Source organism: Cupriavidus phytorum (genome assembly GCF_003254285.1).
Lineage (GTDB): Bacteria > Pseudomonadota > Gammaproteobacteria > Burkholderiales > Burkholderiaceae > Cupriavidus > Cupriavidus phytorum.
In genome coordinates, this window is the sequence record NZ_QKZN01000001.1 from 784402 (window position 1) to 803250 (window position 18849).

Below are 18849 nucleotides of genomic sequence, written 5' to 3' on the forward strand. Positions count from 1 at the left end.
TGCTGAATCCGTCACAATCGGGAGTGTTCATGTCACGCCAAGCCCCGCTGGCGAGCGAAATCACCATCCTGCAGAGCCAGTCGCTGACCACCCTGGTGCAGCGCGAACTGGAGTTGCGGATCATGTCCGGCGAACTGGCGCCGGGCGCCAAGCTCAACGAGATCGAAGTCGCCGGGCAGCTCAATGTGTCGCGCGGCCCGGTGCGGGAGGCCTTCCGTGCGCTGGAGCAGGCCGGCCTGCTGCGCACCGAGAAGAACCGCGGCGTGTACGTGCGCGCGATCTCGGTGGAGGAAGCCGATGAGATCTATGAACTGCGCGCGGTGCTGGACGAATTCATCGGCCGGCAGCTGGCCGCCCGCATCACGCCCGAGAGCCTGCGCGAGCTGCGCGCCCTGGTGGAGGCGCTCGACGCGGCCAGCCAGGCGCGCGATGTCGACGAATACACGCGGCTGAACCTGTCGTTCCACGACCGCATGGTCGAGCTGGCCGGCAACCGCAAGCTGCTGGAGACCTACCGGCGCCTGGTCAAGGAACTGACGCTGTTCCGGCGCGAGGCGTTGTCGCGCAGCCACGCCGCCATGCCCGATTCCACCCGCGAGCACCGCGCCATCGTCTCGGCGATTGCCGCGCGCGACGGCGAACTGGCCGCGCGCCTGATGCGCGAGCACGTCGAGCGCGGCCGCGCGCGCATGCATGCCGCGGTGGCCACATCGGCTACCAGCGCGGGCACCGACGCCGCCGCCTGAATCCGACCGACTGCAACTCAGCTACCGCCTTACCGACCACCTTAGCGACCGCGATCCCGCACAGGAACCGACCATGCCCGATATCGACGCCAGCAACGCCCGCACCATCACCGTCAACCAGCGCAGCTATCGCTGGATGCAGCAGCCCGTCGTGGTGGTCTGCGTCGACGGCTGCGAGTTCGATTACCTGGAAGCCGCCGCGGCCAGCGGCCGCGCGCCTTACCTGAAGCGGCTGCTGGAGGCGGGTTCGGCCTTCCGCGGCGCCTGCGTGGTGCCGACCTTCACCAACCCCAACAACCTGTCCATCGTCTGCGGCGCGCCGCCCGCGGTGCACGGCATCTGCGGCAACTACTTCTTCGATCGCAGCGCCAACGGCGGGCGTGGCGAGGAAGTGATGATGAACGACCCCAAGTACCTGCGCGCCGGCACCATCCTGGCCGCCTTTGCCGAGGCCGGCGCCAGCGTCGCGGTGGTCACCGCCAAGGACAAGCTGCGCCGGCTGCTGGGCCACGGCATGCGGGGCATCTGCTTCTCGTCGGAGAAGGCCGACCAGGCCACCGTGCCGGAAAACGGCATCGACGGCGTGCTCGAGCTGGTGGGCATGCCGGTGCCGGACGTCTACAGCGCCGAGCTGTCCGAGTTCGTTTTCGCCGCCGGCGTGCGCCTGATGGAAACGCGCCGCCCGGACCTGATGTACCTGTCCACCACCGACTATATCCAGCACAAGTTCGCGCCCGGCTCGGACGGTGCCAATGCCTTCTACGCAATGATGGACAAGTACCTGGCGCGGCTGGACGAACTCGGCTGCGTGGTGGCGCTGACCGCCGACCACGGCATGAACGCCAAGCATGACGAGGCCACCAAGGCGCCCAACGTGATCTACCTGCAGGACCAGCTGGACGCCTGGCTGGGCCGCGGCGTGGAGGAGGGCGGCGCGCGCGTGATCCTGCCGATCACCGATCCGTACGTGGTCCACCATGGCGCGCTGGGCTCCTACGCCACCATCTACCTGCCCGACGATGCCGACGCCGCCGCGATCCAGGCGCGCCTGTCGGACCTGCAGGGCGTGGAAAGCGTGCTGACCAACGCCGACGCCTGTGCGCGCTTCGAGCTGCCGTCCGACCGCGTCGGCGACCTGGTGGTCACCAGCGACAAGCACGTGGTGCTGGGCACCAGCCGCAGCCGCCATGACCTGTCCGGCCTCGACGCGCCGCTGCGCTCGCACGGCGGCGTGTCGGAGCAGACCGTGCCGCTGGTGTTCAACCGCGCCACCGCCGGCATTCCCGGCAAGGCCGTGCTGCGCAATTTCGACATCTTCGATGTCGCGCTGAACCACCTGCACTGAATGCCTGCATCGCATCTACCGGAGGAGACCATGAACGCCCCCCAATTTCCCGCTGGCGCCGTCAGCCCGCATTTCCGCGCCGAGGCGCTGCGCATCGACGGCCAGAAGATCGTGCGCGAGCGCGTCATCGAAGTGCGCAATCCGTTCGACGGCGCGCTGGTGGGCACCGTGCCCAAGGCCACGCTCGAAGACGTGCGCCGCGCCTTCGAAGTGGGCCAGGCCTACCGCGCCACGCTGACGCGCTACGAGCGCGCCGCCATCCTGAACCGCGCCGCGGCCCTGCTGCGCGAGCGCACCGAGGAGGCGTCTGACCTGATTACGCTGGAATCCGGCCTGTCCAAGAAGGATTCGCTGTACGAGATTGGCCGCGTCGCCGACGTGCTGGGCTTTGCCGCCACCGAGGCGCTGCGCGACGACGGCCAGCTGTTCTCGTGCGACCTGACGCCGCACGGAAAGAAGCGTCGCGTGATGACGCAGCGCGAGCCGCTGATGGGCGTGATCAGCGCCATCACGCCGTTCAACCACCCGATGAACCAGGTCGCGCACAAGGTGGCGCCGTCGATCGCCACCAATAACCGCATGGTGCTCAAGCCGTCGGAAAAGGTGCCGCTGTCGGCGTTCTACCTGGCCGACCTGTTGTACGAAGCCGGCCTGCCGCCGCAGATGTTCCAGGTGGTCACCGGCGACCCGCGCGAGATCGCCGACGAGCTGATCACGCACCCGGCGGTGGACCTGGTCACCTTCACCGGCGGCGTGGCGATCGGCAAGTACATCGCCAGCAAGGCCGGCTACAAGCGCGTGGTGCTGGAACTCGGCGGCAACGACCCGCTGATCGTGCTGGACGACGCCGACCTGGACCGTGCCTCCGACCTGGCGGTGCAGGGCTCGTACAAGAATTCCGGCCAGCGCTGCACCGCGGTCAAGCGCATGCTGGTGCACCAGGCCGTGGCGGCGCGCTTTACTGAACTGGTGGTGGAGAAGACCCGTGCGTGGAAGTACGGCGACCCGATGGACCGCGGCGTCGACATGGGCACCGTCATCGACGAGCAGGCCGCGCAGCTGTTCGAGGCGCGAGTCAACGAGGCGGTGGCGCAGGGCGCGCGGCTGCTGGTCGGCAACCAGCGCAACGGCGCCAGCTACGCGCCCACCGTGATCGACCGCGTCGACCCGTCGATGACGGTGGTGCGCGAGGAAACCTTCGGTCCGGTCTCGCCCATCATCACCTTCCGCGATGTGGACGATGCCATCCGGATTTCCAACGGCACCGCGTTCGGTCTGTCGTCGGGGGTCTGCACCAACAATATCGAGGCCTTCACCAGGATCGCCAATTCGCTGCATGTGGGCACCGTCAACCTGTGGGAAGTGCCTGGCTACCGCATCGAGCTGACGCCGTTCGGCGGCATCAAGGATTCGGGGCTGGGGTACAAGGAGGGGGTGCAGGAGGCGGCGAAGGGCTTTACCAATTTGAAGACGATTACGTTGCCGTGGGGGTGAGGCACTGAAGGCATGGCCCGGGCGCTGGTTTGCTCCCCTCTCCCGCAAGCGGGAGAGGGAGCCTGCCAGCGGTCGTTTTCAGGGCAGGGCGCCTTCGCACGCCAAGGATAGGCTGCGCTAGAATCAGCCCCCAAGTCCCCGACCCACCCGGAGTCCCCGTGCTCGCCGAACAACGGCAGAAATACATCCTCGATCAGCTGTCCGCGACCGGCGCGCTGGCCATCAGCGAGCTGGTGAGCGAGCTCGACGTGTCGCGCGAGACCATCCGGCGCGACCTCAACGCGCTGGCCACGCGCGGGCTGCTGGTGCTGACCCATGGCGGCGCGCTGGCGCCGGACCGGACCGAGCCCGATACCCAGACCCGCGCGCAGGTCAATGCCGAGGGCAAGCGCGCCATCGGCGTGCGCGCGGCCGAGCTGGTGCGCGACGGCGCCTCGCTGATCCTGGACTACGGCACCACCACGCATGCGGTGGCGCAGGCGCTGCACGGGCACCACAACCTGCTGGTCTACACCAACGACCTGGCCATCGCCCAGCTGCTGGGCCGGCGCAACGGCAACCGCGTGATCGTGCTGGGCGGCGAGCTGCAGGACAACGAAGACGCCACCCATGGCTGGGACACCATCGAGCAGCTGTCGCGCTACCACACCGACTTCGCCTTTATCGGCATCGGCGGCATCACGCCGCGCGGCGAGATCTGCGACTTCTCGCGCGCCGCGGCGGAGTTGCGCAGCCGCATGCTGCTGGCGGCCGACGTGGCCTGCGTGGTCGCCGACCACACCAAGTTCGGCCGCAACACCGGCGTCACCATCAAGCATGCCGAGCTGGCGGCCTGGGTGATTACCGACATGGCGCCGGAGCCGGAGCTGGGCGCGGCGCTGAAGGAACGGGGCAACAAGCTGCTGATTGCCTGACGGACTCGCCTGGCCAGGGCAGGGCCTGTCCGCTGATCGCACGCAAATCCGCCAGTACTCGCACCAAATTGCGGCTTTGACGCCGCTGTCACAGGTGTTTTGACTGTCGTGTGCCCCATGGCGGTGCTAAAGTGCGGGGTTGTCGGACCGGCACGGTCAGCCGTGCCCGTCCGATAAACCGGAGGCGACCCACCTTCCATCGGCGCAACGCCAGACGGCACCGCAGACCGGCATCCAGCCGGCAAGGCTGCCGGATCCTGCCACTCCAGCACAGCAAGAGACATCCGTGAATTCTCCTTCCCTTGAAGCATTTCTGGCGGGGGTTGCCCGCCGCGACCCCAATCAACCCGAATTCCTCCAGGCCGTGAAGGAAGTCATGATGACGCTGTGGCCGTTCGTCGAGCGCAATCCGCGCTACGCCGACCAGGCCCTGCTCGAGCGGCTGGTGGAGCCCGAGCGCGTGATCCAGTTCCGCGTGGCATGGACCGACGACCAGAACCGCGTGCAGGTCAACCGCGCCTTCCGCGTGCAGCACAGCTCGGCCATCGGCCCGTTCAAGGGCGGCATGCGCTTCCACCCGACCGTGAACCTGTCGGTGCTGAAATTCCTGGGCTTCGAGCAGACTTTCAAGAACGCGCTGACCACGCTGCCCATGGGCGGCGGCAAGGGCGGCTCGGACTTCGATCCCAAGGGCAAGTCCGACGCTGAAGTGATGCGCTTCTGCCAGGCGCTGGTGACCGAGCTGTACCGCCACCTGGGCCCGGATACCGACATCCCGGCCGGCGACATCGGCGTGGGCGCGCGCGAGGTCGGCTTCATGGCCGGCATGATGAAGAAGCTGTCGAACCAGTCGGCCTGCGTGTTCACCGGCAAGGGCCTGGCCTACGGCGGCAGCCTGATGCGCCCGGAGGCGACCGGCTACGGCACCGTCTACTTCGCCCAGGAAATGCTGCACCGCCGCGGGCGCGGCTTCGACGGGCTGCGCGTGCTGATCTCCGGCTCGGGCAATGTGGCGCAGTACGCGGCCGAGAAGGCCATCGAGCTGGGCGCCAAGGTGCTGACGCTGTCCGACTCCGGCGGCGTCCTGCACTACCCGCAGGGCATGACTACCGAGCAGCTGGCCGAAGTGATGGCCTTCAAGAATGAAGAGCGCGGCCGCCTGTCGGACTTTGCCGCCCGCCACGGCATGACCTTCGAAGCCGGCCGCACCCCGTGGCATGTGCCCGCCGACGTGGCGCTGCCGTGCGCGACGCAGAACGAACTCGACGGCAACGACGCCGAGACCCTGCTCGGCAACGGCGTGATCTGCGTGGCCGAAGGCGCCAACATGCCGTCGACGCTGGAAGCGGTGGACCGCTTTGTCGACGCAAAAATCCTGTACGCGCCGGGCAAGGCCAGCAATGCAGGCGGCGTGGCCACCTCCGGCCTGGAAATGTCGCAGAACGCGATGCGCCTGTCCTGGCACCATGCCGAGGTCGACGAGAAGCTGCACGCGATCATGAAGGACATCCACCAGAACTGCATCCACCATGGCCAGAAGGCGGATGGCTATATCAACTACGTCGAAGGCGCGAACATCGCCGGCTTCGTCAAGGTGGCCGACGCCATGCTGGCGCAGGGCGTGATCTGACGTGAAGCAGCGGCCGGCGCCATGCCGGCCGCGCGGAATCCGGCTACGATGGCGGTCCCGAACCGCTCATCCCGCAAAGGAGCCACGCACCATGCTGGAACTCAGACCAGGCTGCGAACACTGCAACAAGCCGCTGCCGCCGGATTCCACCGAAGCGCGCATCTGCTCGTTCGAATGCACCTTTTGCGCGGGCTGCGTCGAGCTGCTCGGCAATGTCTGCCCGAACTGCGGCGGCGGGTTTGCGCCGCGGCCGGTGCGGCCGGCGCAGGACTGGAAGAACGGCAACTACCTGGGCAACAACCCGGCCAGTAACAAGATCAAGCACCGGCCGGTGGACCTGGCCGCGCATGCCCGCCTGGTCGAGGCGGTGGGCCAGGTCTTGCCCGAGCGGCGCTAGCCGCGGGGTTTGGTTTTCGGCTGGAGCATTTCGCCAGCCTCCTTCACGTTCTGTTCGGCGCGCTTGCTGATCACGGCAAGCGCCTCGGCTTGCGCCTTCTGCGCAGTCTCGGCGAGCGCGCGCATGTTTTCCAGCGCCTGGTGCAGCTGCTGTTGCACGAACTCGCTGTGCCTGGCCATGGCCTCGGCCGGGTTGCCCGCCGTGCCGTACTGCTGCGCGGCCGCCTGCAGCTGCTGCATGGTCTGGGCGAAGATCTCCTGCTGCTTCCTCACGATGGCCTGCATGCCTTCATAGGCCAGCCGGTTGGCCTCGGCCAGGGCTTCGATGTCCTTGCGGCGTGCTTCGACCACCGCGCTCATGTCCACGCCCGGCAGGCGGAACTGTTCCATCATCCTGGTGAAATCGGCAAAGGGATTGGGAGGCGTGGTGGCCATGCTGGGTCTCCTGGTGCAAGGACTGGCAGGTCGGCCGGCGGCGGGGACGGCGCGCCCTTTGGCCGGGATCCTGTCCACTATAGCCGGTATCCGCACACTTCTGGCCGTCAATCGAGGAAGACCCTAAAGTTACCGTCGCCGCTGCCGTTGGCATCCATAGCCCGCCTGTGCGTATGGCCCGACCCGGCCCGCCCGCGGACGATGAGAGCGAAGAGCGTTGCGCCGAGCCATGCCGTGCGCGGCAGCACTTCGCCGTGACCAATGCTAATCAGGTAGAAGAAATGAAGAATCTAGGTATCGGGGTTCGCCTCGGCATCGGTTTTGGGGTGGTATTGCTGCTTGCGGCGCTGATGACGGGCCTGGGCATGCTGCGGCTGCAGCAGGTGGCCGAGCGCACGCACGCGATGATGCAGCAGCCGCTGACCAAGGAGCGGCTGGTCAGCGACTGGTACCGCCTCATGCATACCAGCGTGCGCCGTACCACCGCGGTGGCGCGCAGCGCCGACCCGTCGCTGGGCCAGTTCTTTGCCGCCGAGACCAAGGCCTCGATCGAAGGCATTGCGCAGCTGCGCGACAAGCTGCAGCCGATGCTCAGCTCCGAGCAGGAAAAGGCCGCGTTCCAGAAGATCCTGAGCGTGCGCGATCCGTACAACAACGGCCGCGACAAGATCACGAAGCTCAAGCAGGAAGGCCTGACCGAGGAAGCCAATCAGGTCCTGGAGCAGGAGTTCGTGCCGGCGGGCGACGCCTACCTGGCCGAGATCCAGAAGCTGCTCGACATCCAGCGCGCCAGCATCGACGCCACCGCGCGCGAGATCAACGCCATCTACGTCAATGCGCGCTCCAGCCTGATCGGGCTGGGCGTGGTGGTGCTGGGGATCGGCATTGCGTTCGCGTTCTGGCTGACCCGTGGCATCACGGGTCCGCTGCATCGCGCCGTGGCGGTGGCACGCACCGTGGCCTCGGGCGACCTGACCAGCCGCATCGACGTCGACAGCCGCGACGAAACCGGCCAGCTGCTGCAGGCGCTGGCTGACATGAACGCCAATATCCTGCGCATCGTGCGCCAGGTGCGCGCCGGCACCGAGTCGATCGTGTCGGGCACCAGCCAGATCGCGGCCGGCAACACCGACCTGTCGCAGCGCACTGAGGAACAGGCCTCGTCGCTGCAGCAGACCGCGGCCAGCATGGAAGAGCTGACCAGCATCGTGCGCCAGAACGCCGACAACGCGCGCCAGGCCAGCACGCTCGCGGTCAACGCCTCGGATATCGCCGCCAAGGGCGGTGAAGTCGCGGGCAAGGTGGCCGAGACCATGGAAGAGATCAACGGCGCGTCGAAGAAGGTGGTCGACATCATCGCCGTGATCGAGGGCATTGCGTTTCAGACCAATATCCTGGCGCTGAACGCCGCGGTGGAAGCCGCGCGCGCCGGCGAGCAGGGCCGCGGCTTTGCCGTGGTGGCGGGCGAGGTGCGCACGCTGGCGCAGCGCAGCGCGACCGCGGCCAAGGAGATCAAGGCGCTGATCGGCGATTCGGTCGATCGCGTCGAGAAGGGCTCGATGCTGGTGACGCAGTCGGGCCAGACCATGGAAGAGATCGTCGCCGCGGTCAGGCGCGTAACCGACATCATGGGCGAGATCAGCGCCGCGTCGGCCGAGCAGAGCTCGGGCATCGAGCAGGTGAACCAGGCGGTGACGCAGATGGATACCGTGACGCAGCAGAACGCGGCGCTGGTGGAAGAGGCCGCGGCGGCGGCGGGTTCGCTGGAGGAACAGGCGCAGCGGCTGAAGGAGGCCGTGGCGACGTTCAGGCTGGCGGCCTGACGGGCCAGCCGCCGGTTTTGCCTCTCCCCAAGAGGGAGAGGGCTGGCGCCCCCTCGGTATAGATGTGATCCGTCGGTGGCACTCGCGGCCAGTCGGCGGGCGCTTGCCTGCCCCTAGGTAGCAGAGCCGCCGCCTGGACGGCACCGTTCAGGTGCAACGAACGCCATCCGGCGCCGCCAGCCGGGGTCCAGCCCAAATTTCTGCCCGATTGCCGCCCCGGATGCGGTGGTTTTCAGATTCCTGAAAGCAAACTGAGGCAAAATTCTACTTTTCGCCTAGTTTGTTGCCCTGACCGTGACCCGGCAGGCAGAAGTCCCACCCACCGATAGAGGATCTGAGAGAAGCAATGAGTACCCAGCAACCCACCATCATCTACACGCTGACCGACGAAGCCCCGCTGCTGGCGACCAGTGCGTTCCTCCCGATCATCCAGACCTTCACCAAGCCGGCCGGCATCAACGTGACCACCAGCGATATCTCGGTGGCCGGCCGTATCCTGGGCGAGTTCCCCGAATTCCTGACCGAAGCGCAGCGCGTGCCGGACAACCTGGCCGAGCTGGGCAAGCTGACGCAGCTGCCGGACACCAACATCATCAAGCTGCCCAACATCAGCGCCTCGGTGCACCAGCTGGTCAGCGCCATCCGCGAGCTGCAGGGCAAGGGCTACAAGGTGCCGGACTATCCGGAAGACCCCAAGACCGACGAAGAGAAGGCCATCCAGAAGCGCTATTCCAAGTGCCTGGGCTCGGCCGTGAACCCGGTCCTGCGCGAAGGCAACTCCGACCGCCGCGCCCCGGCCGCGGTCAAGAACTACGCGCGCAAGCACCCGCACAGCATGGGCGAGTGGAGCATGGCCTCGCGCACGCACGTGGCGCACATGAAGCACGGCGACTTCTACCACGGCGAAAAGTCGCTGACGCTGGACCGCGCCCGCGACGTCAAGATGGAGCTGATCACCAAGAGCGGCAAGACCATCGTGCTCAAGCCCAAGGTGTCGCTGCAGGACGGCGAGATCATCGACAGCATGTTCATGAGCAAGAAGGCCCTGTGCGCCTTCTATGAAGAGCAGTTCGAAGACGCGCGCAAGACCGGCGTGATGCTGTCGCTGCACGTCAAGGCGACCATGATGAAGGTGTCGCACCCGATCGTGTTCGGCCACGCCGTCAAGATCTTCTACAAGGAAGCCTTCGCCAAGCACGGCGCGCTGTTCGACGAACTGGGCGTCAACGTCAACAACGGCCTGGTCAACCTGTACGAGAAGATCGAGTCGCTGCCCAGCTCCAAGCGCGAAGAAATCATCCGCGACCTGCACGCCTGCCACGAGCATCGCCCGGAACTGGCGATGGTGGACTCGGCCAAGGGCATCTCGAACCTGCACGCGCCCAACGACGTGATCGTCGATGCCTCGATGCCGGCCATGATCCGCATCGGCGGCAAGATGTGGGGCGCCGACGGCCGTCCGAAGGACACCAAGGCGGTGATCCCGGAAAGCACCTTCGCCCGCATCTACCAGGAGATCATCAACTTCTGCAAGACCAACGGCAACTTCGATCCGACCACCATGGGCACGGTGCCCAACGTCGGCCTGATGGCGCAGAAGGCCGAGGAATACGGCTCGCACGACAAGACCTTCGAGATCGCCGAAGACGGCGTTGCCAACATCGTCGACCTGGCCACCGGTGAAGTGCTGCTGACGCAGAACGTCGAGCAGGGCGACATCTGGCGCATGTGCCAGGTCAAGGACGCGCCGATCCGCGACTGGGTCAAGCTGGCCGTCACGCGCGCGCGCAACTCGGGCATGCCGGCGGTGTTCTGGCTGGACCCGTACCGTCCGCACGAGGCCGAGCTGATCAAGAAGGTGGAAACCTACCTGAAGGACCATGACACCAGCGGCCTGGACATCCAGATCATGTCGCAGGTGCGCGCCATGCGTTATACGCTGGAACGCGTGATCCGCGGCCTGGACACCATCTCGGTAACCGGCAACATCCTGCGCGACTACCTGACCGACCTGTTCCCGATCATGGAGCTGGGCACCAGCGCCAAGATGCTGTCGATCGTGCCGCTGATGGCCGGCGGCGGCATGTACGAAACCGGTGCAGGCGGTTCGGCGCCCAAGCACGTCAAGCAGCTGGTGGAAGAAAACCACCTGCGCTGGGATTCGCTGGGCGAGTTCCTGGCGCTGGCGGTGTCGCTGGAAGACGTCGGCATCAAGACCGGCAATGCCAAGGCCAAGATCCTGGCCAGGACGCTGGATGCCGCCACCGGCAAGCTGCTCGACAACAACAAGAGCCCGTCGCCCAAGACCGGCGAGCTGGACAACCGTGGCAGCCAGTTCTACCTGGCGATGTACTGGGCCCAGGAACTGGCCGCGCAGTCGGACGATGCGGAACTGGCCGCCAGGTTCGCGCCGCTGGCCAAGACGCTGACCGACAACGAGCAGAAGATCGTCGGCGAACTCGCCGCGGTGCAGGGCCAGCCGGTGGACATTGGCGGCTACTACCAGCCTGACGCCGCCAAGCTCAGCGCCGCGATGCGCCCGAGCCAGACGCTGAACGCCGCGCTGGCCTCGGTGGCAGCCTGAGCGCAGCCGGCCCGCGTTGCGGGCCGCGCGTGAGCAGAAACCCCGGACTCTGGTCCGGGGTTTTTTCTTTTCAGGGCCGGGCTAAGTGTCCGGTTGTACTTCCCAGCCTTGTTCGGTGCCTTTTTTCTGGTCACGGTAAGTCCAGCGCGCGCCGCAGTCCTGGCACACAAAGGTGCTGATGGTCACCGCGGCCGACCCGGGCGGCTTGATGCGTTGGGTGTCGGTGATGCGCAGCGCGGCGTGCCCGGGGGCACCGCGGCGGTGGCGTTCGATGGCCTGGCAGGCAGGGCAGAGTGTCATTCGTTCTTGTCCGTTCGATGTGGCACTGTAGCACGCACGGACAGCACGGCCCGCAGCCAGCGCATGCGACGCTTATTGCGGCAATTTCCTGCCGATCTGCCGAAGTGCATTGACCCGGGGCGGAGGCACCTGTATAAGGGTGGGTGCAGGTCTTTCAAGCAGCAATCTCGAAGTCCAGGTGCTTGCCCACACGGCGCCACTTATTCTCCAAGTTACTTCCTTGATCGTCATGCCTTGCCGGCGCTTTTGCCAGGCAAGAAATACTTTTTGAGGAATCCAACATGGAAACCGGTACCGTCAAGTGGTTCAACGATTCGAAGGGTTTTGGCTTCATTACGCCTGATGCAGGCGGCAACGACCTGTTCGCGCACTTCTCCGAAATCCAGGGCAGCGGTTTCAAGTCGCTGCAAGAAGGCCAGAAGGTGCGTTACGTCGCCGGCGTCGGCCAGAAGGGCCCGGCCGCGACCAAGATCGAGCCGATCTGAGCGCGCCGAACCGATTTGAGCTGAGCGCCCCGGCGCCAGTTTGATAAGAAAAGCTCCGCTGCGGCGGAGCTTTTTCATTTTGCCCGGCATGATGCCGGCCGATGGCGAAATAAAGCCACTGCGCGGCCCTCAACAGGCGTAGAGTGGGGGCAACACCACCATTCCGCCGGAGGCTGCCATGGATATCTATCCAGCTGCGACTTACAAGGGGTATGACCTCTATCCCCTGGTGTACAAGCACACCATCACGCGCGTGTGGCCAGAGCCGCGGCCCGACCGCTCGTTCGATGCGGCGGTGGTGATCTGCCTGCAGGGTGAGTCGCCGGAAGGCGCGCAGGCACGTACGTTCCGCCTGGATGCCACGCCGTGGGACAACGTCGGCGGCGCCCGCCGTGGTGCGCTGCGCTATGCCGAAGCCATCATCAACGGCGCAGTGCCCGGGGTGTCGGTGACCTCGTCGGGAATGCCGGCGTCCTGAGCGAACCCCGGCGCCGTTCCTGCATTTCTCTTCCCATCGACGCGGCATCATGCCGCATGGAGCCGTCGTGAGCGACAGCAGTCCCAGCCGCAGTCCCGGCAACAATATTCCCGGCACCACACCCTTTGCCAGCTACAAGGGTTTTGACCTGTACCCGCTGGTCTATCGCAACCGGCCCGAGCAGGCCTGGCCGCGCACCCGGCCCGACAACAGTTTCCAGGCTTCGATCGTCATCTGCCGCGAAGGCTATCGCCCGGGCGAGGACCATGCACGCGTGTTCCCGCTGGGCCAGTCGCGTTGGGAGAACATCGGCTCGGCGCGCCGCGGCGCGCTGCAGTTCGGCGAAGACATCATCAACGGGCTGGTTGCCGGCGAATCCGTGGCGTCGCTATAGGGTCGCTATAGGGCGCCGGCGTTTGCAGCGTGCCGGTCGATCCGGCCCGTTGCGCAACCGGAGGCGCGCGGCGTCATCCGTCAGACTGCAAGGAGTCCGTTCATGGACATACGTACGGGATCATCCGGTTTTCTGTGCACGTTGCCCGGCGAGGGCAAAGGCACCACCTATCACGTGGCCATCTGCTTTATCGATGCCGAGCGTCCCACCGGCGTGCTGTTCACCAGCTTCGTCGGCGTGGGGCGGCGTTCGTTTGGCGTGTTGACCGACCCGGCCGCATTGCGCGGCCAGCTTGCCACCAATGGCGAGGCGCTGTGTCGCCTGGCCATCGGCCAGGTGGTGCGTGACCAGCTGCACGACAAGGCGCGCGAGGGCGATTATGTGCTGGACCTGGCCGCCGCCCCGTGGGACGGCGAGTTGCGCACGGTCGGCGCCGGGCTCAGGACGGCCCGGCCGCATGTGCGCGTGCTTGGCTGACGTGTCAGTGCGCCAGCGGCAACGGTAGGCGGCTGCGCGGGCCGCGTGGCGTCAGATCCGGAACACGGGGTCGCCGTGGCGCTCCAGCAGTGCTTCGATCAGCGCCATGTCCGTGATCTCCGGAGTACGGTCTTCCACCGCGCGTGACGGACCGCAATAGGTCGCCGTCACGTGGCGCCTGACGGTCAGCACGCCCGCCGCGGGCGGTGCGATTTCCACGGCTTGCCAGGGCGCGTGTCGGTAGCTGCCCGGCTGCCAGCCTTCCGGCGTCAGGTGCAGGGCTTCCCATTCTTCGATGACGGACATGATCGATTCTCCTTGATTGAGGGATAGAGCATTGCGGGACGGCACGCGCCGGCGCGGCGCATGCCATGGCGAAGTGGTGCCGGCTAGGACTTGTGCCGGTAGTTGATGCGGCCTTTGGTCAGGTCATAGGGCGACATCTCCAGCGTGACACGGTCGCCCGCCAGTACGCGGATGCGGTTCTTCTTCAGCCGCCCGGATGAATACGCCCAGACTTCGAAGCCGTTTTCCAGGATCACGCGAAAGCGGTTGTCGGGCAGCACTTCCGACACCTTGCCGCCAAATTCGACCAGTTCTTCTTTTGCCAAGGGAGCTCCTTGCTGTAGCCGCGCGGCTTGTGCGCGTGCCGTGGTGGCGGCCAGCCGGATAGTGGCGGGCCGATGGGATGGGACTGACGAGGCGGCTTGCGGCGGGGCCTATTGCTGGCGCAGGCGCGCCGCGGCATGTTCGCCGGCGCGGCGCGCTGCCTGCCTGGCGCGGGCTTCGGAGCGGTGGGTGTCATGGCGCATGGCCACGTTGGCCACGATGTGTTCGGCGCCGTTGCGGTATTCCGCAATCATGTAGGTCGCGAACCACAGGCCGGGTTCCTGCTCGATCGGATAGACGGAAACGGTATAAGGGCTGTGCTGGATGGAGTTGACTCGATTCAATGTGTTACCTGTTATTGGGCGCGGCCGTCGGCAGCGCGGGGGCATGGGTATGCCGATGTGGCGCGTGGCGCGGTGGCGGCCGTCAGCCGTTGCGATGTGCCAGCATCGGGCCCGCATGTCAGCACGGGCGTTGCATCTGGCGTGAAGTAGACCATGCCTGCGCAAGCCGAAGCGCCGGCGTACCGGGGGCAGGGTACGGGCGATCGTCGCGGAGCGGACCAGCCGCTGGTCGGCAAAGGGTGATGGGCCGTCGGCCCGAGGACGCAGCGGGTGTCGGCCCGGGTTTGCGCCTGATATGCCGCTACTGAAGTGCTTACAGCAGAGAGGTCTGCGGCAGATGCACAGAAGGTGGGCGTTGCCGATCCGGTCTGTACATGGGAACGCCGATAATACCACTTTCGGGCCAAGGCCGCCCGCGTGACGGCCACTGCCCGTCGCGGGGGCGCGCCGCGCCGCTCAGGATTCGTCGATCTGCGCGAAGCGCTGCGTCAGGAAATCGATCAGCTCGCGCACCGACGGCAGCAGCCCGCGCCGGGACGGAAACACGGCGTGGATCACGCCGCCCTTGACCGACCATTCCGGCAGTACCTTGACCAGGCGGCCATCGCGCAGCTGGTCGGTCATCATCATCACCGGCAGTTGCACGACGCCCGCCCCGGCCATCGCCGCGGTGCGCAGCATGATCATGTCGTCGGTGACCAGCCGGGGCTTGTGATGCAGGTCGGCGCTGGCGCCGCCGGGTCCGTACAGCGACCAGGTGTGCGACGGGCGCGGCGGGCCCAGGTCCAGCGTGGGCAGGGCATTCAGGTCGGCCGGCGCCAGCAGCGGTCCGTGTTTGGCCAGCAGCGCCGGGCTGGCGACAAAGCACCAGGCGCGCTGCGCCAGCACCCGCATCACCAGGTCGCTATCCTCCAGCGGCGGCACGCGCACGCGCACGGCCAGGTCGATGCCCTCGGCCACCACGTCGACGCGCCTGTTGGTGGCCTCCAGGTGCACGATCACCTTGGGATTGGCCGCCATGAAGTCGGCCACCATCTCGCCCACGTGCGCATGCAGCAGGGCCACCGGGCAGGTCATGCGCACCAGCCCGCTGGGCTCGGCGCGGCTTTGCTCGATCGCGCTCTCGGCGGCCTCGGCCTCGACCAGCATGGCCTTGCAGTGGGCGTAATAGGTCTGTCCCAGCTCGGTCACCGAGAAGCGCCGCGTCGAGCGCTGGATCAGGCGTACCCCCAGGCGCTCTTCCAGCAGGGCCACGCGCCGGCTGAGCTTGGACTTGGGGATGCCCAGCACGCGGCCGGCCGGGGCAAAGCCCTGGTGGTCGACCACCTGCGCGAAGTAGTACAGGTCATTGAGGTCCGGATGCAAAGGCCGCTCCTGTCGTCCTGCCAGTAGGACGCTGAGGGCAGATTTTCCGGTCTACCGGGCGTTTTTGCCAAGTCCTATGCTTCCGCAACACGGTCGGTGCCGGATGGTCCGGTCCGCCGGTTTTGCCAACTGCATAGGAGAATGCCCAATGACCACACCCGCCAATTTCAACGGCAAGCGTCCGGCCATCGATCCCGCCGATACGGCAATGCTGCTGATCGACCACCAGAGTGGCCTGTTCCAGACCGTGGGCGACATGCCGATGCCAGAGCTGCGCCTGCGCGCCGCCGCACTGGCCAGGATGGCGACGCTGAGCAAGCTGCCGGTGATTACCACCGCGTCGGTGCCGCAGGGCCCCAACGGCCCGCTGATCCCCGAGATCCATGAAAACGCCCCGCATGCCAAATACGTCGCGCGCAAGGGCGAGATCAACGCCTGGGACAACCCCGACTTCGTCGCCGCCGTGCGTGAAACCGGCAAGAAGACCCTGATCATCGCCGGCACCATTACCAGCGTGTGCATGGCGTTTCCGTCGATCAGCGCGGTCGCTGATGGCTACAAGGTCTTTGCGGTGGTCGACGCTTCCGGAACCTATTCCAAGATGGCACAGGAAATCACGCTGGCGCGCATCGTCCAGGCCGGCGTGGTGCCGATGGACACCGCCGCGGTGGCGTCGGAGCTGCAGCAAAGCTGGAACCGCCCGGACGCGCAGCAATGGGCCGAGGTCTATACCAAGATCTTCCCGGCCTACCAGCTGCTGATCGAAAGCTACATGAAGGCGCAGGAAGTCCAGAAGAACAACGAGGTACTGGACTCCCAGCGTTAACGTCCTAACCTGTAGGCACTGCCTCTCAACGCGGGCGCTGCAAGGGATCCTTTGCAGCGCCCGCAATTTCTCCACAGGAGCGTGCCATGAGTAAGCCCTACAAACGCCTGGACAAGACCCAGGCCGCCGTGCTGATGGTCGATCACCAGGCCGGCCTGCTGTCGCTGGTGCGGGACATCGAGCCCGACAGGTTCAAGAACAACGTGCTGGCGCTGGCCGACCTGGCCAAGTACTTCAAGCTGCCGACGGTGCTGACCACCAGCTTCGAGGACGGCCCCAACGGGCCGCTGGTGCCCGAGCTCAAGGCCATGTTCCCGGATGCGCCGTTCATCCCGCGCCCGGGCCAGATCAATGCCTGGGACAACGAAGACTTCGTCTCGGCGGTGCGCGCCACCGGCAAGAAGCAGTTGCTGATCGCCGGCGTGGTCACGGAAGTATGCGTGGCGTTCCCGGCGCTGGCGGCGCTTGAAGAGGGCTTTGACGTGTTCGTCGTCACGGATGCCTCAGGCACCTTCAACGAACTCACGCGCGATTCCGCCTGGCGGCGGATGTCGGAAGCCGGCGCGCAGCTGATGACATGGTTCGGCGTGGCGTGCGAGCTGCACCGCGACTGGCGCAACGACATCGAAGGCCTGGGCACGCTGTTCTCGAACCATATCCCGGACTACCGCAACCTGATCACGGCCTATACGACGGTGAAGGGCGTGAAGTAGGAACAACACCCTTTGTCAAACCTCCGGTTTGCTTCCCTCTCCCGCTTGCGGGAGAGGGAGCAACCCATGGCATGCGGAAGGACTCCAGTCACAAGCAATTTCCCTCAGGCCTCCTGCACAGCCGCCCTCACCGGCGCAGCGACCTCCGCCTGCGCCGAGGCCGATCTCCGGTGGTTGATCATCGATACCGCGCCGACCGCGATCACCGCCGGGATCGCCATCGCCATGAAGTTCTGCTGCAGCGGCAGCGACATCCCCACCAGCACGCCAATCACGATCGGGGCCAGGATGGCGCCGCTGCGGCCCACGCCCGAGGCCCAGCCGATGCCGGTGCCGCGCACCGCCATCGGGTAGAACTGGCCCGCGTAGGCGTACGTGACGATCTGCGTGCCGATGGTGGACGCGCCTGCCAGCCCCACCACCACGAACAGCGCAGCGCTCGGCATCGGATAGCCCAGCAGCGTGATCGATACCGCCGCCAGCGCATACATGCCGATCAGCACGTGCTTGATCGGCAGGCGGTCGGCCAGCCAGCCGCCGCCGATGGCGCCCAGCATCGCGCCGAAGTTCAGCACCAGCACGAAGGTCAACGCCGAGCCCAGGCTGTAGCCCGCGCCGGCCATCAGCTTGGCCAGCCACGAGCTGAGCGCGTACACCATGAACAGGCACATGAAGAACGCGACCCAGAACATCACCGTGCTGACGCCGCGGCCGTCCTGGAACAGGCGGCGGATCGGCGTGCTGCCGGCCTTGTCGTCGGTGGCCAGCGTAAAGACATCGCCGGGCTGCGGGCGATGCGACGGCACCAGGCGCGATACCACGGATTGCAGCGCATCGGTCTGGCCGGTGCGGATCAGATAGGGCATCGACTCCGGCAGCGCGCGCAGCACCAGCGGGATCAGCAGCACCGGCAGGCCGGCGGCGAGGAACACCGACTGCCAGCCGTAGCTTTCGATCAGTCCCTTGCCCAGCAGCGCGGCCAGCATGCCGCCGACCGAATAGCCGCTGAACATCAGCGTCACCAGCGTGCCGCGCAGCTTGCGCGGCGAGTACTCGGTCATCTGCGCCACCACGTTGGGCATGACCCCGCCGATGCCCAGCCCCGCCAGGAAGCGCGTCACGCTGAAGCTGACCGGATCGCTGGTCAGGCCCGCGGCGGCGGTGAACACGCTGAACAGCGCCACGCAGATGGCGATGGCGCGGCGGCGCCCGATGCGGTCCGCCACGGTGCCCAGAAAGATCGCGCCGAACATCATGCCGAACAGCGCCGAGCTGACCATGAAGCCCGCGCTGGTGGCGGTCACGCCCATCTCCTTCATGATCGATGGCAGCGCGATGCCGGCCACGGCGAGGTCATAGCCGTCGAAGATGATGATCAGCGCGCACCAGAACAGGATCAGCGCATGGAAGCGGTTGAAGCGAGCCGTGTCGGCCAGCTGGTGGACATCGATCTGACGCATGGTTTGTCTCCGGATGGTTGGGGTGGCGGCA

21 protein-coding genes are annotated in these 18849 nt (G+C 66.5%); 14 read left to right on the forward strand and 7 right to left on the reverse strand.

Annotated features, from left to right (window positions below):
- Positions 1 to 29: 29 nt before the first annotated feature.
- The 6 genes from C7416_RS03360 (at position 30) to C7416_RS03385 (ending at position 6526) form a co-directional block, all read left to right on the forward strand.
- The gene (locus tag C7416_RS03360; protein WP_111517488.1) at positions 30 to 746 is read left to right on the forward strand and encodes a phosphonate utilization associated transcriptional regulator; all 717 of its coding nucleotides are present in this window, start codon (positions 30 to 32) and stop codon (positions 744 to 746) included.
- Positions 747 to 819: 73 nt separating this feature from the next.
- Positions 820 to 2091, forward strand: a complete 1272-nt coding sequence (phnA, locus tag C7416_RS03365; RefSeq protein WP_111517105.1) for a phosphonoacetate hydrolase — start codon at positions 820 to 822, stop codon at positions 2089 to 2091.
- Between the two features lie 30 nt (positions 2092 to 2121).
- Positions 2122 to 3585 carry a phosphonoacetaldehyde dehydrogenase gene (gene phnY / locus C7416_RS03370; protein WP_111517106.1) on the forward strand — a complete coding sequence of 488 codons (1464 nt, stop codon included), beginning with the start codon at positions 2122 to 2124 and terminating at the stop codon, positions 3583 to 3585.
- A 158-nt stretch (positions 3586 to 3743) separates the two neighbouring features.
- Positions 3744 to 4499, forward strand: coding sequence for a DeoR/GlpR family DNA-binding transcription regulator (locus C7416_RS03375; RefSeq protein WP_092310324.1), 756 nt, complete (start codon positions 3744 to 3746; stop codon positions 4497 to 4499).
- A 286-nt stretch (positions 4500 to 4785) separates the two neighbouring features.
- The gene (gdhA, locus tag C7416_RS03380) at positions 4786 to 6129 is read left to right on the forward strand and encodes an NADP-specific glutamate dehydrogenase (protein WP_111517107.1); all 1344 of its coding nucleotides are present in this window, start codon (positions 4786 to 4788) and stop codon (positions 6127 to 6129) included.
- A 91-nt stretch (positions 6130 to 6220) separates the two neighbouring features.
- Positions 6221 to 6526, forward strand: a complete 306-nt coding sequence (locus tag C7416_RS03385) for a DUF1272 domain-containing protein (RefSeq protein ID WP_111517108.1) — start codon at positions 6221 to 6223, stop codon at positions 6524 to 6526.
- Here C7416_RS03385 and C7416_RS03390 read toward each other — a convergent pair.
- Positions 6523 to 6960 carry a phasin family protein gene (locus tag C7416_RS03390; protein WP_111517109.1) on the reverse strand — a complete coding sequence of 146 codons (438 nt, stop codon included), beginning with the start codon at positions 6958 to 6960 and terminating at the stop codon, positions 6523 to 6525. The two genes, C7416_RS03385 and C7416_RS03390, sit on opposite strands and share 4 nt — an antisense overlap.
- 281 nt (positions 6961 to 7241) lie before the next feature.
- On the opposite strand from C7416_RS03390, the gene C7416_RS03395 reads away from it, so the two are divergent.
- A complete protein-coding gene (locus C7416_RS03395; RefSeq protein WP_111517110.1) occupies positions 7242 to 8783 on the forward strand; it encodes a methyl-accepting chemotaxis protein in 1542 nt (513 codons plus the stop codon).
- A 346-nt stretch (positions 8784 to 9129) separates the two neighbouring features.
- Complete coding sequence (locus C7416_RS03400) at positions 9130 to 11367, forward strand: NADP-dependent isocitrate dehydrogenase (protein WP_111517111.1); 2238 nt, start codon at positions 9130 to 9132, stop codon at positions 11365 to 11367.
- Between the two features lie 81 nt (positions 11368 to 11448).
- On the opposite strand, the gene C7416_RS03405 is transcribed toward C7416_RS03400, so the two are convergent.
- On the reverse strand, positions 11449 to 11667 hold the full coding sequence (locus tag C7416_RS03405; protein ID WP_018008441.1) for a hypothetical protein: 219 nt from the start codon (positions 11665 to 11667) through the stop codon (positions 11449 to 11451).
- A 281-nt stretch (positions 11668 to 11948) separates the two neighbouring features.
- Here C7416_RS03405 and C7416_RS03410 point away from each other — a divergent pair, with 281 nt between their 5' ends.
- The 4 genes from C7416_RS03410 to C7416_RS03425 all read left to right on the forward strand — a co-directional run bounded on the left by C7416_RS03410 (position 11949) and on the right by C7416_RS03425 (position 13501).
- Positions 11949 to 12152, forward strand: a complete 204-nt coding sequence (locus C7416_RS03410) for a cold-shock protein (protein WP_020202065.1) — start codon at positions 11949 to 11951, stop codon at positions 12150 to 12152.
- A 178-nt stretch (positions 12153 to 12330) separates the two neighbouring features.
- Positions 12331 to 12630, forward strand: coding sequence for a hypothetical protein (locus C7416_RS03415; RefSeq protein WP_111517112.1), 300 nt, complete (start codon positions 12331 to 12333; stop codon positions 12628 to 12630).
- Positions 12631 to 12697: 67 nt separating this feature from the next.
- Positions 12698 to 13024: a hypothetical protein gene (locus C7416_RS03420; RefSeq protein ID WP_111517113.1), complete on the forward strand. Its 327-nt coding sequence runs from the start codon at positions 12698 to 12700 to the stop codon at positions 13022 to 13024.
- A gap of 102 nt (positions 13025 to 13126) precedes the next feature.
- Positions 13127 to 13501, forward strand: a complete 375-nt coding sequence (locus C7416_RS03425; RefSeq protein WP_018008445.1) for a hypothetical protein — start codon at positions 13127 to 13129, stop codon at positions 13499 to 13501.
- Positions 13502 to 13552: 51 nt separating this feature from the next.
- On the opposite strand, the gene C7416_RS03430 is transcribed toward C7416_RS03425, so the two are convergent.
- The 4 genes from C7416_RS03430 to C7416_RS03445 all read right to left on the reverse strand — a co-directional run bounded on the left by C7416_RS03430 (position 13553) and on the right by C7416_RS03445 (position 15819).
- Positions 13553 to 13807 (reverse strand): hypothetical protein, encoded by a 255-nt coding sequence (locus C7416_RS03430; RefSeq protein WP_018008446.1) that lies wholly within the window; start codon positions 13805 to 13807, stop codon positions 13553 to 13555.
- A gap of 83 nt (positions 13808 to 13890) precedes the next feature.
- Complete coding sequence (infA, locus tag C7416_RS03435) at positions 13891 to 14112, reverse strand: translation initiation factor IF-1 (protein WP_008646230.1); 222 nt, start codon at positions 14110 to 14112, stop codon at positions 13891 to 13893.
- 108 nt (positions 14113 to 14220) lie between these two features.
- Positions 14221 to 14454 (reverse strand): isochorismatase, encoded by a 234-nt coding sequence (locus C7416_RS03440; protein ID WP_111517114.1) that lies wholly within the window; start codon positions 14452 to 14454, stop codon positions 14221 to 14223.
- A 456-nt stretch (positions 14455 to 14910) separates the two neighbouring features.
- Positions 14911 to 15819, reverse strand: a complete 909-nt coding sequence (locus C7416_RS03445) for a LysR family transcriptional regulator (RefSeq protein WP_111517115.1) — start codon at positions 15817 to 15819, stop codon at positions 14911 to 14913.
- A 148-nt stretch (positions 15820 to 15967) separates the two neighbouring features.
- Between C7416_RS03445 and C7416_RS03450 the strand changes: the two genes are divergently transcribed.
- Both C7416_RS03450 and ycaC read left to right on the forward strand, forming a co-directional pair.
- Positions 15968 to 16645, forward strand: a complete 678-nt coding sequence (locus C7416_RS03450) for an isochorismatase family protein (RefSeq protein WP_111517116.1) — start codon at positions 15968 to 15970, stop codon at positions 16643 to 16645.
- 86 nt (positions 16646 to 16731) lie between these two features.
- A complete protein-coding gene (ycaC, locus tag C7416_RS03455) occupies positions 16732 to 17358 on the forward strand; it encodes an isochorismate family cysteine hydrolase YcaC (RefSeq protein ID WP_111517117.1) in 627 nt (208 codons plus the stop codon).
- Positions 17359 to 17462: 104 nt separating this feature from the next.
- Here the strand turns inward: ycaC and C7416_RS03460 are convergent, their stop codons facing one another.
- Positions 17463 to 18818 (reverse strand): MFS transporter, encoded by a 1356-nt coding sequence (locus C7416_RS03460; protein ID WP_111517118.1) that lies wholly within the window; start codon positions 18816 to 18818, stop codon positions 17463 to 17465.
- Positions 18819 to 18849: the final 31 nt, after the last annotated feature.